Origin of the sequence: Actinomadura sp. 6K520 (assembly GCF_004349245.1) — a bacterium.
In the GTDB taxonomy this organism is placed as follows: Bacteria; Actinomycetota; Actinomycetes; order Streptosporangiales; family Streptosporangiaceae; genus Spirillospora.
Map to the genome: position 1 here is coordinate 1 of NZ_SMLC01000038.1, position 13,967 is coordinate 13,967.

Below are 13,967 nucleotides of genomic sequence, written 5' to 3' on the forward strand. Positions count from 1 at the left end.
CAGCGCCCGCCGTCCCCCGCCAGGGCAAGCCCGCGGCGGCCCCGACCGCACCGACCCCCACGCAGAAAAGGCCCGACGCGGCACCCGGCGTCCCGCAGCGGAGCGTCACCACGGACCTGCCGGGCGCACCAGCCGGGCCAGGACACGGGCAGCGGACGCGGATACAGGACATCCCCGTCGCCGGGCGCGAACGCAGAACAGACGCGGGCGACACGCGAGAGGCGCCCACCGCGCAACGACAACGTCCGTCCGACGCCACGGGTCCCGCCCAGAGGGGCCAGACACCGGCCGAGGGCGTACCCAAGGTCGTGGTGATGCAGAAGGTGGTTCGGCCAGAGCATGTGCCGCATTACCTGGAGGGCGGCTACGACCTCGTCGCCGGGTATGTGCACCGGTTCCACGACGTCCGGGAGCTGACCACGCCCGGTGCGCTGATCCGCGGCCTCGGGCTCATCTACGAGGGCTCGCCGTTCACGCCCATGAGCGAGGAGATCCACGTGATCCGGTGGCCGGCGGTGAAGCCGCCGCTGTTCCGGCGGCCGCTCGGCGGGATCGACGAGTGGAGCATGGGGATCATCCCCGGCGGATGGGTGATCGAGAAGGCGCCGTTCCCCGGGTCGGGGTACGCGCCCGGCGACGGTCCCGCCATCCCCGAATTCAAGATCGAGAGCCAGCGGCTGCCGCACGGCGCCGAGCTGTACCGCATCGCCGCGGACGGCAAGGAGCGGCTGGTGGCCGGTTACGACGCCGACCTGCGCCGCTGGCTGGTGAAGCTGCCCGGCGGACCGGGAGGGCGGGCATGAGCATCCGGCACGGCTTCTACGCGCGCTGGCGCGGCACCGAGTACGAGGCGAGCCCGGACGGTGACCGGGTGCGCCTGTACGCCTCGCGGCACACCGACGGCTTCAAGCAGGTCACCTCCAGCCGGTTCATCCATGTGGTGCCGCTGTCGGACGTGGACCACCTCCACTACGTCACGACGCACTGCACATGGCGCGGTGAGCCTTTCGTGGTGTTGGGCGAGCACGACGGCTGGTTGCGCGTGGAGTACAGCGGCGGCAAGGCGCCGGTGGCGGAACGGCTCGGGCTGGAACTGTTCGACCGTGGCGTGTACCAGGCGTGGGCGTCCGTGAGCGAGGTCGAGGACGTGCATGAGGAGACCGTCTAAGGCCAGCCGGATGCGCTTGTTCGGTGATAGGTCTACTTCATGGCGGTCATCGACATAAATGCCGACCTCGGCGAAGGGTTCGGTATATGGGAGCTAGGTGACGACCTCGCGCTCCTGGACGTGCTCACGAGCGCGAACGTGGCCTGCGGGTTCCATGCGGGCGACCCACTGATCATGCGGCGGGTGTGCGCCGCCGCCGTCGAGCGCGGGGTGACCATCGGCGCTCAGGTGTCGTACCGGGATCTGGCCGGTTTCGGACGCCGCGAGATGGACGTGGCCGCCCCGGAGCTGACCGCCGAGATCCTCTACCAGCTCGCCGCGCTGGACGGCATAGCGCGCGCGGAGGGCGGACGTGTCGCCTACGTCAAGCCGCACGGGGCCCTCTACAACCGGGTCACCCGTGACCCCGTGCAGGCGCAGGCGATCGTGGACGCGATACGGACGTACGATCCGTCGCTGCCGCTGCTGACGCTTCCCGGTTCCGCCGTGCACGACGTCGCCGAGGGGATCACCGTCGTCGCCGAGGGGTTCGCCGACCGGGCCTACACGCCGACCGGCGCGCTCGTGTCCCGCAGGGAGCCCGGGGCCGTCATCCACGACGAGGGGACTGTGGTCAGCCGGGCCGTCCAGATGGCCGTGGACGGAACCGTCGTGGCGGTGGACGGCGCCAAGGTCGCGCTGAAGGCGCGATCGATCTGCGTGCACGGCGACACCCCGGGGGCAGCGGTTCTCGCACGCGCCGTCCGGTCGGCGCTGTCCGACGCCGGGGTCGTGCTGGAGCCGTTCGCGTGAACCGCGTGAAGGTGGTCCGGGCGGGGGACGCGGCCCTGCTCGTGGAAGCCGCGGACCTCGCGACCGCGCACCGGCTGAACGCGGCGCTCCGCGACGAGCCGCTGCCCGGCGTCGTGGACGTCGTCCCAGGAGAGCGCACCGTCCTGGTGGTCGCCGACCCGGCCGCCGACCTCGGCCGTCTCGCGGAACGGCTCACCCGGCTGCGGCTGCCGGACGACACCGGGGGCGACGCGGAGCCGGTGGAGATCCCGGTGACCTACGACGGGGCGGATCTCGACGAGGTCGCCGAGCTCACCGGGCTGGCCCGCGGCGAGGTCGTCCGCCGGCACTGCGCCGCGACGTACACGGTCGCCTACCTCGGCTTCTCCCCCGGCTTCGGCTACCTGACGGGCCTGGACCCGGCGCTGCGGGTGGCGCGGCGCGCGTCGCCGCGCACGTCCGTGCCGGCCGGGTCGGTGGCGATCGCGGACCGGTACGCGGCCGTCTACCCCGCCCCCTCGCCGGGCGGCTGGCGGCTGCTGGGCCGCAGCGAGCTGCGGCTCTGGGATGTGACGCGCGACCCGCCCGCGCTACTCCGGCCGGGCATGCGCGTCCGGTTCGTCGCCCGGGAGTCCCGGTGATCGAGGTGGTCCGGCCGGGGCCGCTGGCGACCGTCCAGGATCTCGGGCGGCCCGGCCGGGCGCACCTGGGCGTCCCCCGCTCCGGCGCGGCCGACCGGCGCGCGTTCCGCCTGGCCAACCGGCTCGTGGGCAACCCCGAGGGCGCGGCGGCGGTGGAGCTCACCCTCGGCGGGGCGGCACTGCGGTTCCACCGGCACGCCTGGCTCGCGGTCACCGGGGCACCGGCACAGCTCCGCATCAACGGCCGCACCCAAGGCACACATGCCCCCGCCCATGTCCCGGATGGTGCGCTGGTCGAGTTCGGCACGCCGCCGGCGGGGCTTCGCAGCTATCTCGCCGTCCGCGGTGGCATCGCGGTCGATGAGGTCTTGGGGAGCCGTTCCAGCGACCTGCTGTCCGGGCTCGGCCCCTCACCCCTGTCGCCCGGTGACCGCCTCCCGGTCGGCTCCACCAAGGGGCTGGGCGACATCACCGTGGACGTGGCGCCCGCACCCCTCATACCGGAGACGCCGGTCCTGCACATCAGGCCGGGCCCAAGGGACGACTGGTTCACCGACGACGCGATGGCCACGCTCACGTCCACGCTCTACGAGGTGTCCCCTCACAGCAACCGCGTGGGCGTACGGCTGGAGGGTCCGCCTCTCGTACGTGCGCGCGACGGCGAACTCGGCAGCGAGGGCATGGTCACCGGTGCCCTCCAGGTCCCGCCCAGCGGGCTGCCCATCATCTTCCTGGTGGACCACCCGACGACCGGCGGCTACCCCGTCGTCGCGGTACTCGCGTCGTCCGCCATGGCGGACGCGGCGCAGTTGCGTCCCGGCCAGCGTCTCCGCTTCCGGCTCTAGGTCAGGGGTTCGGGAGCGGACCAGTCCAGGTGGGAGGTGTCGTTGAAGCCGCGGACGGACGTCAGGCCGCCGAGGTTCACCAGCCGGGAGATGGACGCGTTGTCCGGTGCCAGGAACGCGAACGGCCTCGATCCGGCCGCGGCGGCGAGCGCCTGCGCGATGACGCCTCCGTGGGTGAACACCGCGATCCGGCCGCCCGCGTGCGCCGCGGCGAGCCGCGTGAGGCTCTCGGCGACGCGCCGCGCGAACGCCTCGTCGTTCTCCGCCCCCGGGATGACGTCCCAGCGCTCCTCGGTGAACATCCGCTGCACCACCGGGGTGTTCTCGGCGACCATCTTGCGGAACAGCCCGCCTTCCCATTCGCCCAGGTGCACCTCGCGCAGACCGGGCTCGACAAGCGGCTCCATCCCGAGCCGGTGCGCCAGGGGCTCCGCCGTCTGCAGCGTACGGCGCAGGGGCGTCACGTAGAGGGCGTCGAAGCGTTCGGACGCGAGCCGTTCACAGACCCGTTCGGCCTGTTCGCGTCCCTCTGGCGCGAGGTCGGGGTCGCCTTGGCCGTCCACGAGCGGGAACGGCCGGTCGACGCGGGCGGCCGCGGAGGACCCGTGCCTGATCAGCAGGATCTCGGCGGCGCCGGCCGGCGGCTTGTACCGCTTCTGCCCGAACTCGACCGGCTCATCTCGCTCGTGTCGCTCATCCACGAACGGCACCTTAAATGAACGCTCCAGAGGTGAACGCCCCGGGACCGCCCCTGAGCTACGCCCTGGAGTCCAGCAGCGACCTCAGGCGGTCTATCTCGTCCTTGAGCCGAGCCACGGGGATGTCCTCGAACGGCTCCACGACCACGTCGCCGTCCTTGGCCTCCCACACGCCCGCGACACGGCCCTCGTACAGAACGACCGGTGAGATCCAGCCCGCGGTACGGCTCACCTCTTTGCGACGTTCCGTGGGCACCAGGTAGGTCGCGGACGTTCCGGCCCCCAGGACGTACTGGTCGAACGCGCCCAGCAACCGGACGGACGTACTGGGCGCGGTGTCCATGAGTTCGTCACGGTGCTCCCGGAGCACGTACATCTCCACACCGTCCACATCAATGGTGGAGAGGTCGTCCTCGGCTGCCGTGAACCAGGCCCTGACGTCCTTCTTGCGATTGCCCTTGCGCATCAGCCAGTTGTCGAACATGTCGGGGGTCGCGGGCCCGTGCGCGCCCAGGAACGCCCGGATCACCGTCCGGGCGGCGTCCTCCACCGCGGGCAGGCCCGTCCAGCCGGGCAGCCAACACTCAGGCGCGGTGAACGTCACTCGCGTGCCCTGCGAAGGCCCGTGGCAGAGGACGCCCCACCAGGCCAGCGGCTTGAGGAGCGTGCCCCATCCGGAACCGAGGACCTCCGCGAGGTGCCGCGAGCCGGTCCGCTCGACGACGGCGGTGGTGAGTTCCGCACGGGTGAGCGCCGCGCCGCCCGCCAGAGCTTCCCGCGCCGCGCCGGCGATCGCCTCCAGGTCGGCGGGCGTGGCCCCGAACGCCTTCTGCCAGCTGGGCTTCTCCCAGTTGCGCACGGCGCCGCACAACACGAGGTACGCGGCGGCCTCATCGGCGGGCATCAGATGCAGCGTCCCGCGCATCGTCCACGTCTTGACGAGGGTCCGGTCATCGAACAGGGCCCGCGCCACATCGGCGCGCGCCACATCGGCCCGGCCTGCGTCGGCCCGCCCTAGACGCGCCTGCCGCAGCGTGACGGCGCGTTCCGCCGCCGACGCGACCTGCGCCTGCACGCCGGCCAGGCGCCGCGCCACCTCCTCCGCCGGCTGGTCGGCGGGCCGTTCGACGAACTGCCGCCGCATTCGCCAGGCCAGCACCTGCGGCCATGTCACCGATGTCATGTTCCGATTACAGCCCATGCCGCCGACGGAACGCCCCCTCACGCCAGGCGGTGAGCGAGGTCGGCGTACGCGTCGCGGACGTCGTCGGTCGTGAGGAGCGTGAGGTCGGCGGCGGTGGCGGCGTCGCCGAGCTGCGCGGCCCGCAGCGCCCGGCACGCGCTCGCCTTCTCGTACATGGAGCGGGCGAAGCGGCCGTTGCCCAGTTCGTCGATCAGGCCGGCTCCGCAGACGCGCTGGAAGACCAGGGCGAGATCGTCCAGGGCGCGCTCCTCCCACTGGTCGCCGCCTTCCTCGGCGATGAGCTGGGCGATGCGGAGGAGCTCGTCCGGGCCGTAGGACGGGAAGTCCACGCGCACGTCGAACCTGGAGGCCAGCCCAGGGTTCGACGAAAGGAAGCGGCCCATGTCGGCCTCGTAGCCGGCGAGGACGACGACGAGTCGATCCCGGTCGTCCTCGGCCCGCTTGAGCAGGGTCTGCACCGCCTCCGCACCGAACGCGTCCCCGCCGGAGTAGCCGGAGTTGCTCAGCGCGTACGCCTCGTCGATGAACAGGACACCGCCGAGAGCCGAATCGACCACCTTGTTCGTCTTCAGCGCCGTCGCGCCCAGGTGCTCTCCGACGAGGTCGGCGCGCTGCGCCTCGACCACCTCGGGTCGGGCGAGCAGCCCGGACGCGGCGAAGATGCGGCCGAGCACGCGCGCGACGGTCGTCTTGCCGGTGCCGGGCGGTCCGGTGAACACGAAATGGCGGGTCGGCGGGCGGGTGACCAGGCCCTGCTCCTGCCGCATCCGGGCGACCTGGAGCTGCGCGGCGATCTCGCGGACCTGCCGCTTCACCGGTTCCAGCCCGATCATCGCGTCGAGGGAGCCGATGGCCTCGTCCAGCGTCGGTGTCTCGGCGTACCCGCGGTACCGCTCGGTGACCTCGGCGAACGCGGCCTCCACGTCCTCGGCGCGCAGGGTGACCAGGTCGTCGGCGCTGGGTTCGGCGGGCCCGCCGGACGCGGCCACGGCGTCGACCACCCGCACGTCCCGGGCGCGGGCGGCGGCCTCGGTCAGGGTCCGGACGAACCGCCCGTTGCCGAGTTCGTCCACGATGCCGCGCCGTTCGACCTCCTCGAAGCGCGCGGCGAGCCGCCGCCGCGCCTCCGGATCGAGGCGGTCCTCCCGGAGCCCGGTGTGGTAGTCGGCGATCCGCAGCAGCTCCGCCGGACGGTACGACGGGAAATGCACGCGCGTCCCGAACCGTGAGGCCAGGCCGGGGTTGGAGTCGAGGAACTCGGCCATCTGCGCGTCGTAGCCCGCGAGGATGATCACCAGGTTGTCGCGGTCGTCCTCCGCGCGCTTGAGCAGCGTCTGCACGGCCTCGTCACCGAACCGGTCGGGCTGCCCTTCGGCGGAGTTGGCCAGGCTGTACGCCTCGTCGATGAACAGCATCCCGCCCAGGGCGGAGTCGACGAGCCGGTTGGTCTTGATGGCGGTGGCACCGAGGTACTCACCGACGAGGTCGGCGCGGTGCGCCTCGACCACCGTCCGCTCGGGGAGCAGCCCGAACGCGTAGAAGATCTTGGCGAGCACGCGCGCCACGGTCGTCTTGCCCGTCCCGGACGGCCCGACGAACACGAAATGCCGCATCGGCTTCTCCGTCGGCACCCCGGCCGCGGCGCGCATGTGCGCCGCCTCGATGGACGCGGCGATGGAGCGGACCTGCCGCTTGACCGGCTCTAGCCCGATCATGCCCTCCAGCTCGGCGAGCGCCTCGGCCACGGAGATCTCCGGCACCTGCTCCCGCCGGGGCTCGGGAGGGGCGGCGCGCTCGGCGGCGGCGGCCGCCTGCGCCGCGGCGCGCTGTTCGGCGACGCGCGGTTCGGGCGCCCGCTGCTCGGGCATCGCGGGCGCGGCAGGCGGCACGGAGGCGTCGTCCTCGCCGCCGCGCCTGTCGGGCCTGCCGAGGCGGCTCGGCCTGTCCCCCTTGTCGGCGCGGTCGGCCCGGTCGGGCCGGTCGGGCCGGGAGCGCCGGTCGGAGCCGGACGGGCTCCTGCGCGGTCCGGCCGCGGCGTCCCCGCGAGGGCCGGCCTGTTCTTGCACCCAGCCGGTCTCGTACGCCTCCGCGGGCACCGCGCGCCGTGCCTGGTCCCAGCGGTAGGCGAGGACGCCGAGGGCCGCGACCCAGCCGGGGGCCACGCTCGCCTCCGGCATCAGCTGGGCGACGGCCGCCGTCACCAGCCCGGCGGCGCCCAAGGCGACGAGCGCGGTGCGCCACGGGGTGTATCCCCGCAGGCGGAACGCGGCCACGGCCACCGGGAGGGCGAGCACCGCCAGGAGCAGCGCGGGCTCCAGGTAGGGCGGGCGCGCCTCGTCCGGATAGAGCCCGCCCAGCGGCACCGACAGCGCGGCCCAGGACGCGATCACCGCGACGACCGCCATGGCCGTCGGCGACCGCAGCGTCAGGTGGACGACGATGACGGCGAGCACGCTGACCGCGGCGGCGGCGAGGATGGGGCCGTCAAGCACGACCGCGGCCGCCACCGCGAGCGCGGTCAGCAGCGCCCCGCCGAGGAACCGGACACCAGGGGTGATCTGGAAGTACCGCCACCGGAGGCGCTCGAAAAGATCCCGTGCCGCGGCGTCCTTCGCCGGGCGGGAGCGCGACCTGCCGAACAAAGCCATCAGAAGCGAGTAAAGCGCAGGACCGCCCGGAACGGGACTACCCGCGCCCGGTTCGTTGACTCCCCATGACTCGTCCCGGTGGGAACCGGTGCGCGCCTCCGTCCCGGGACCTGGACTTTCGTCCCGTACAGAACGATGTTCGGCATGATGGGCGGTATGCAGATCCTGCGCACGCCTGATGAGCGTTTCGGTGACCTTCCCGACTTCCCGTACGTGCCGCGCTACGCCGAGGTCCCCTCCCCGGACGGCGACGGCACGCTGCGCATGGCCTACGTCGAGGCGGGGCCGTCCGATGGCCGGGTGGTGCTGTGCCTGCACGGCGAGCCGAGCTGGTCCTTCCTCTACCGGCAGGTCATGTCCGTCTTGGCGGACGCCGGACTGCGGGTGGTCGCCCCCGACCTGGTGGGGTTCGGCCGTTCGGACAAGCCCGCCGAGATCAGCGACCACACCTACGCCCGCCACATCGAGTGGACGCGCTCGCTCGTGTTCGACGCCCTCGACCTCAAGGACGTGACGCTGGTCGGGCAGGACTGGGGCGGCCTCATCGGCCTTCGCCTGGTGACCGCCCATCCGGACCGGTTCGCGAGGGTCGTCACGGCCAACACCGGGCTCCCCACGGGCGACTTCCCCATGCCGGAGACGTGGCTGAAGTTCCGGCAGTCGGTCCGGACCGCCCCCGAGTTCGACGTCGCGCGCAGCGTGGCCTCCGGATGCCGCACCACGCTCCCCGACGCCGTCCGCGCCGCCTACGACGCGCCGTTCCCCGACGAGTCGTTCAAGGCGGGCCCTCGCGCGATGCCCGGGCTCGTCCCGGCCGACCCCGACGATCCAGAGGCGCAGCCCAACCGCGACGCCTGGGACGTCCTGCGCGCGTGGGACAAGCCGTTCCTCGTGGCCTTCAGCGACAAGGATCCCATCACCGGCGCGATGGCTCCCCTGTTCAAGCAGCTGATTCCGGGTGCGCAGGGCATCGGGCACCCTACGATCGAGGGCGCCGGGCATTTCCTGCAGGAGGACGCCGGAGAACGGCTCGGCCACGCGATCGCGGCGTTCATGCGTTCCTGAGCAGTCCCTCCTAAGGAGACCCCTTGGCCGACTCCACCCGTGCCCTGCCCGGCCTGGATCCCGCCCCGGCGGGCACCGTCGCCGCCTCACGCGTCGCGGGCTACGAGATAGAAGACGAGCTTCGGGCCGCGCCGTCCGGCAGGGGGCGTCCCATCAGGATCGCCGGGGTGGACGAGGTCGGCCGCGGCGCCTGGGCCGGCCCGGTCGTCGTGTGCGCGGCGGTCACCGACCTGAGCCCGCCGCCGGTCTTGCATGGCCGGGGCAAGCGGGTGATCGGGCTGACCGACTCCAAGCTGCTCACCGAGGACCACCGCGAGTCCTTCGCCGAGGTGCTGCCCGGCTGGCTCGCCGGGCACGCGATCGCCGCGTCCGGTCCCGAGGAGATCGACGAGGTCGGCATGACCGAGGCGCTGCGGCGCGCCGCCGTCCGCGCCCTGGAGTCGCTGCCCGTCCCACCCGACGTGGTCATCCTGGACGGCAAGCACGATTTCCTCAGCCGGCCCTGGCGGGTGCGCTGCGAGGTCAAGGCCGACCAGAGGTCGGTCACGGTCGCGGCCGCCTCCGTCCTGGCCAAGGTCCATCGCGACCGGCTGATGGCCGAGCTGGACGGCCGGCACCCCGGTTACGGGTTCGCGGACAGCGCCGGATACCCCTCGCCTACCCACCAGCAGGCACTGGAGGAGCTCGGGCCCACACCGCACCACCGGATGTCCTGGTCCTATCTGGACGACCTCCCACGCTGGCGGCATCTGAAGAAGCACCGCGACCCCCACGCAGGCGAAGGGCAGCTCAGCCTCCTATGACCGGCTTCCCTGACCGGTGCCCGGCTGCCCGGCTGCCCGCGTGAGTCATCGCGGCCGACTCGGGTAGCGCGACATCGGGAGGTAAATGCCATGGACACCGTCGTCAAGAAGCTCCTGCACGAGTCGGGGGAGACGTTCGCCGAGGAGATCGGAATCCCCCTGAAGGACCAGCCGGCCGCGCTGTTCAAGCTGCTGGTCCTCACCAACCTGCTGAGCGCCCGCATCCCCTCGGACATCGCCCTCTCGGCGGCACGCGAACTGTTTGACGCCGGAGGCGGGACCCCACGCGGGATGAGCAGGCTGACCTGGCAGGAACGCGTCGACGCACTCGGACGCGGCCGCTACGTCCGCTACGACGAGAGCACCGCCTCCCGCCTGGGCGACATGGCCGAGATCGTCCAGGACAGGTACAAGGGCGACCTCAGACGCCTGGCCATCGAAGCCGAACGCGACCCCAAGAAGGCGGCCGAGCTGCTGCAAGAGTTCCCCGGCATCGGCCCCACCGGCGTGGACATCTTCTGCCGCGAAGCCCAGGCCATCTGGCCGTGGCTCCGCCCCTACGTCGATGGCCAGGTCAAGAAGGGCGCCGAACGGCTCGGTCTTCCCACCGACGCCGGCGAACTCGCCGCCAAGGTGCCGGACAAGGACCTCGCCCGGCTGACCGCCGCACTGGTGCGGGTGGCCCGCGACAAGAAACTGGCCGACGCCGTGAAGGCCGCCTGAAGCCGCGGGCCCCCGGACCTCAGTCCTTACCGCGTGCGGCGACCCACTCCAGGTTCCAGTTGTACGCCTGGTCGACGGTCATCTTCCCCCAGCGCGGACGGCCGGGAGGCGGGAGGACGAACCGGCCCTCACGGCGGACGACCAGTTCGCCGCCCACGTTCTCGATGAGCGCCAGGACCGCGTCACGCGACGCGTCGACGCAGTCGTTCATGCGCATCTCGATCGGCGGCGCGCCCACCGGGAACAGCGTGGCGATCGCGTCCAGACCGCGGAAGTCGTCGGCGCCGTCGTAGATCTCGGCGAAGACCAGGATCCGCTTGAAGTCGGCGGTGTGGTCGAGGTTGATGTGGAGGTTCTCGCCCGTCTCGATCGCGCCGGTGCGGTCGTCCTTGTCGAGCTTGATGTAGGGCGGGCGTTCGAGGGCGCCCATGTCGCCGAGCGCGTGGATGATGCCCTTGCGGCCGTCCCGGAGCTCCCACAGGCAGCACAGGTCCAGGTCGAGGTCGACGCCGCGGCGGCGCTTGCCGAGCCGCCCCTTGGCCACGCCCTCCCGGGCGCTCCAGTTGAGGTTGACCCGCATGTGACCGGACGTCGCGCCGTGCTTGGTCAGGGAGACCGACGGCGCGCTCTTGGTCAGCGAGATGGCCCCGCCCGGCTGCTGCTGCGGCTGAGGCGGCGGGGGCGGCGCGTACTGGCCGGGCGGAGGCGCCTGAGGCTGCGGAGGCACGGGCGGCGCCATGGGCTGCTGCGGCGGCGGAGGCGGCGCGGCCTGGCCCGGGTCGTCGACCGAGATACCGTAGTCGGAGGCCAGGCCGGCGAGCCCCGAGTCGTAGCCCTGCCCTACCGCGCGGAACTTCCAGGCCCCCTGCCGCCGGTAGAGCTCACCGAGCACGAACGCCGTCTCGCTGGTCGCCCCGACGCTGTCGAACCGGGCGACCTCCGTGCCGCCCGCCGCGTCCACGACCCGCACGTACAGGCCCTGGAACTGGCCGAACGTCCCGCCGTCGGACGACGCCGCGATGACGATCTTGTCAATGGCGGGCTCGACCCGGTTCAGGTCGACCGAGAGGACGTCCAGGACGGTCGGCCCCCGCTGCTTGCCGTCATGGCGAACCGCGCCCGACCTGTGCGCGGGCTGGTTGTAGAAGACGAAGTCGTCGTCCGAACGCACCCGGCCGGATTCGGCCAGCAGGAGCGCCGACGCGTCCGCGTCGGGCACGCCCGGGCCACTCTGCCAGCCGAGCTCGACCCGGACCGAGGGAACCGGCACCGCGGTGTTGGCGCCCTTCTGCAGCGACATGCACGCTCCTCATCGTCGATCGGTGTCCCCAACCTACGGCCAGTCACGGCGACCCCGCGACCTGCCGCGGGAGGAAAAGACGCATGAGATGCGGCCCGGAGTTGCGGAGCGGGCGGAAGACCCGGCCCGGCGGCGCCGCACCGCCTTCACGGGACGCGGGCGGTCCACTCCGGGGTGCTGAACTTGTCGGTGACGTACTTGCCGGCGAGGCGCAGCTCGTCCCCGGTCACCCGGTCGCGGGCCAGCCCGTACCGGCCGCGGAAGTGCTCGATCATCCGCTCGATGACCCGCTCACGGGGCAGCCCCGTCTGGCGGCGCAGCGGATCGACGCGCTTGACCGCGCTGGCGACCCCCCGGTCGGAGATCTTCTCCCTGCCGATCCGCAGCACCCGGAGCATCTTCGCCGCGTCGATGTCGTACGCCATCGTCACGTGGTGCAGCACGACGCCCGAGGCCAGCCGCTTCTGCGCCGCGCCCGCGATCTTGCCGTGGTCGGAGGTGATGTCGTTCAGCGGCCGGTACCACGCCCTGATCCCGAGTTCGCCGAGCGCCCCGAGCACCCAGTCGTCCAGGAACGCGTAGCTCTCCGCGAACGACATGCCGGCCACCAGCGTGTCCGGCGCGTACAGCGAGTACGTGATCGTGTTGCCGGGCTCGATGAACATCGCCCCGCCGCCGCTGATGCGCCGGACCACGGTGACCCCGTACCGTTCGGCGGCCTCGGTGTCGACCTCGTTGCGCAGCGACTGAAAGCTGCCGATGACCACCGCGGGCGACGCCCACTCCCACACCCGCAGCGTCGGGGGCCGCCGCCCCGCGCCCACCTCCTCGGCGAGGACCTGGTCGAGCGCCATGTGCAGCACGGGTTCCTGCGCCGGCTCGTGGATCAGTTGCCAGTCGTGCTCGCGCCAGTCCGATGCCCGCACGAGGGCCCGCCGCACCGCGATGCCCACGGCCTCGGCGGTGATCCCCAGCATGACCGTGCCGCGCGGCAGCCCCGCCTCGACGCGGGTACCGATCTCCTTGGCGTCGAGCTTCGCCGGCAGGCCGTCCAGGGCGGCGTTGATGGCGTCCAGCGCCTCGTCGGGCTCCAGGAAGAAATCGCCGCTGATCCTCGGCCCGCGCAGCAGGCCGTCCACGACCTCGACGTCCGCGACGACGAGCTTGCCACCGGGAACCTTGTACTCACCGTGCATCACACACGTGCCAACCCCGGCTGAGCACCCTTGATTCCGCACCGACGGGCGAGCGGGCGGGAGCCCGCCCGACGTTCAGGCGACCACCCGCAGCCGCGCGTCGAGTGCGTCCAGGTCAGGAACGAACCACACGTGACCGGACGCGTTCGATTCGCTGACGAGTGCCCGCAGCGCCGAACTCGCGGCGAGGTGCTCGGAGATGTCCCCGACGACGGCCAGCCGCAGCCGGTAGTTGACGAACTTCTGCATCACGTCGCCCGCGAACCGGGTGCCCAGGGCGAAGAAGTCCGCGTCCAGCCGGCCCGCGGGCAAGGCCACCACTTCGGCGCCGAGGAACGCCGCGCCGATCAGGTCGAGCGCGTCCTCCACGGTCGCCACGGGCGGCCCGTCCGGGTCGCACACCATCACCTGCACACCGGCGCGCTCCTGCATGACGTCAGCCATCGCCATCCTCCTGGACGAGCAATCCGTTGTCGCCGCCGAGCACCGCTTCGAGCAGTCGCAGCACATCGGCGGTGGCGGCGGCGCCGCCCAGAATCACGATCTTCATTCGGTTCCGCTCCCGGTCGTGGACCGTCTGCACGCGCAGCTGGTGGGAGGGGTCACCGGTGTTCACCCCCGCCAGCAGGAGGGTGCCCAGCCGGTCGGCCGCGGCGCGGTCGATGCCGTCGACCTGCACGATGCTCGACACCTCCACCTGCGAGGCGCCCGCGGGAGCGGACTCCGCGGGCTTTCCGCGTCCGGTCAGCTCGTCCAGGTCCGCCTGGGCGATCCGGTACTGCTTGCCGATCCGCACCGCCTTGAGGCGGCCGGTGCGGATGTAGCCCCGCACGGTGCGCACGTGCAGCCCGAGCAGCTCCGCAACCTCCTCGACCGCATACATTTTCTCCACCATCGTCCCCCAA

14 protein-coding genes and 1 pseudogene are annotated in these 13,967 nt (G+C 72.3%); 8 read left to right on the plus strand and 7 right to left on the minus strand.

Translation table 11 applies throughout. The features are described 5' to 3' along the window. The 5 genes and pseudogenes from E1289_RS38960 to E1289_RS13040 all read left to right on the plus strand — a co-directional run. Positions 1 to 803 (plus strand): annotated as a pseudogene (locus E1289_RS38960) (hypothetical protein); the annotation flags it as partial. After that, a complete protein-coding gene (locus tag E1289_RS13025; protein ID WP_131979633.1) occupies positions 800 to 1,168 on the plus strand; it encodes a hypothetical protein in 369 nt (122 codons plus the stop codon). The pseudogene E1289_RS38960 and the gene E1289_RS13025, both read left to right, overlap by 4 nt. 39 nt (positions 1,169 to 1,207) lie before the next feature. Then, a complete protein-coding gene (locus E1289_RS13030; protein WP_131979636.1) occupies positions 1,208 to 1,960 on the plus strand; it encodes a 5-oxoprolinase subunit PxpA in 753 nt (250 codons plus the stop codon). 5 nt (positions 1,961 to 1,965) lie between these two features. Beyond that, positions 1,966 to 2,580 carry a 5-oxoprolinase subunit PxpB gene (pxpB, locus tag E1289_RS13035; protein WP_131979743.1) on the plus strand — a complete coding sequence of 205 codons (615 nt, stop codon included), beginning with the start codon at positions 1,966 to 1,968 and terminating at the stop codon, positions 2,578 to 2,580. Beyond that, complete coding sequence (locus E1289_RS13040; RefSeq protein ID WP_131979639.1) at positions 2,577 to 3,425, plus strand: biotin-dependent carboxyltransferase family protein; 849 nt, start codon at positions 2,577 to 2,579, stop codon at positions 3,423 to 3,425. The genes pxpB and E1289_RS13040 overlap by 4 nt, the downstream gene beginning before the upstream one ends. Here E1289_RS13040 and E1289_RS13045 read toward each other — a convergent pair. The 3 genes from E1289_RS13045 to E1289_RS13055 are packed head-to-tail and all read right to left on the minus strand — an operon-like array spanning position 3,422 to position 7,975. After that, positions 3,422 to 4,126: a histidine phosphatase family protein gene (locus E1289_RS13045; RefSeq protein WP_131979642.1), complete on the minus strand. Its 705-nt coding sequence runs from the start codon at positions 4,124 to 4,126 to the stop codon at positions 3,422 to 3,424. The two genes, E1289_RS13040 and E1289_RS13045, sit on opposite strands and share 4 nt — an antisense overlap. 55 nt (positions 4,127 to 4,181) lie before the next feature. Next, positions 4,182 to 5,306, minus strand: coding sequence for a winged helix DNA-binding domain-containing protein (locus tag E1289_RS13050; protein ID WP_131979645.1), 1,125 nt, complete (start codon positions 5,304 to 5,306; stop codon positions 4,182 to 4,184). A 38-nt stretch (positions 5,307 to 5,344) separates the two neighbouring features. Beyond that, the gene (locus E1289_RS13055; protein WP_131979648.1) at positions 5,345 to 7,975 is read right to left on the minus strand and encodes an AAA family ATPase; all 2,631 of its coding nucleotides are present in this window, start codon (positions 7,973 to 7,975) and stop codon (positions 5,345 to 5,347) included. A gap of 156 nt (positions 7,976 to 8,131) precedes the next feature. On the opposite strand from E1289_RS13055, the gene E1289_RS13060 reads away from it, so the two are divergent. From E1289_RS13060 to E1289_RS13070, 3 genes are all read left to right on the plus strand, one after another. Then, positions 8,132 to 9,040 (plus strand): haloalkane dehalogenase, encoded by a 909-nt coding sequence (locus E1289_RS13060; RefSeq protein ID WP_131979651.1) that lies wholly within the window; start codon positions 8,132 to 8,134, stop codon positions 9,038 to 9,040. Positions 9,041 to 9,093: 53 nt separating this feature from the next. Beyond that, positions 9,094 to 9,843 (plus strand): ribonuclease HII, encoded by a 750-nt coding sequence (locus E1289_RS13065; RefSeq protein ID WP_131979746.1) that lies wholly within the window; start codon positions 9,094 to 9,096, stop codon positions 9,841 to 9,843. A 90-nt stretch (positions 9,844 to 9,933) separates the two neighbouring features. Continuing rightward, a complete protein-coding gene (locus tag E1289_RS13070; protein WP_131979654.1) occupies positions 9,934 to 10,566 on the plus strand; it encodes an endonuclease in 633 nt (210 codons plus the stop codon). A 19-nt stretch (positions 10,567 to 10,585) separates the two neighbouring features. On the opposite strand, the gene E1289_RS13075 is transcribed toward E1289_RS13070, so the two are convergent. The 4 genes from E1289_RS13075 to E1289_RS13090 all read right to left on the minus strand — a co-directional run bounded on the left by E1289_RS13075 (position 10,586) and on the right by E1289_RS13090 (position 13,957). Then, entirely contained in the window at positions 10,586 to 11,866 is a 1,281-nt protein-coding gene (locus tag E1289_RS13075) for a TerD family protein (protein WP_131979657.1), read from the minus strand. 146 nt (positions 11,867 to 12,012) lie between these two features. After that, on the minus strand, positions 12,013 to 13,062 hold the full coding sequence (locus tag E1289_RS13080; RefSeq protein WP_131979660.1) for a biotin/lipoate A/B protein ligase family protein: 1,050 nt from the start codon (positions 13,060 to 13,062) through the stop codon (positions 12,013 to 12,015). 75 nt (positions 13,063 to 13,137) lie between these two features. Continuing rightward, entirely contained in the window at positions 13,138 to 13,506 is a 369-nt protein-coding gene (locus E1289_RS13085; RefSeq protein WP_131979663.1) for a DUF4180 domain-containing protein, read from the minus strand. Further along, positions 13,499 to 13,957, minus strand: a complete 459-nt coding sequence (locus E1289_RS13090; RefSeq protein WP_207928945.1) for a helix-turn-helix domain-containing protein — start codon at positions 13,955 to 13,957, stop codon at positions 13,499 to 13,501. The genes E1289_RS13085 and E1289_RS13090 overlap by 8 nt, the downstream gene beginning before the upstream one ends. Between the last annotated feature and the right edge of the window lie 10 nt (positions 13,958 to 13,967).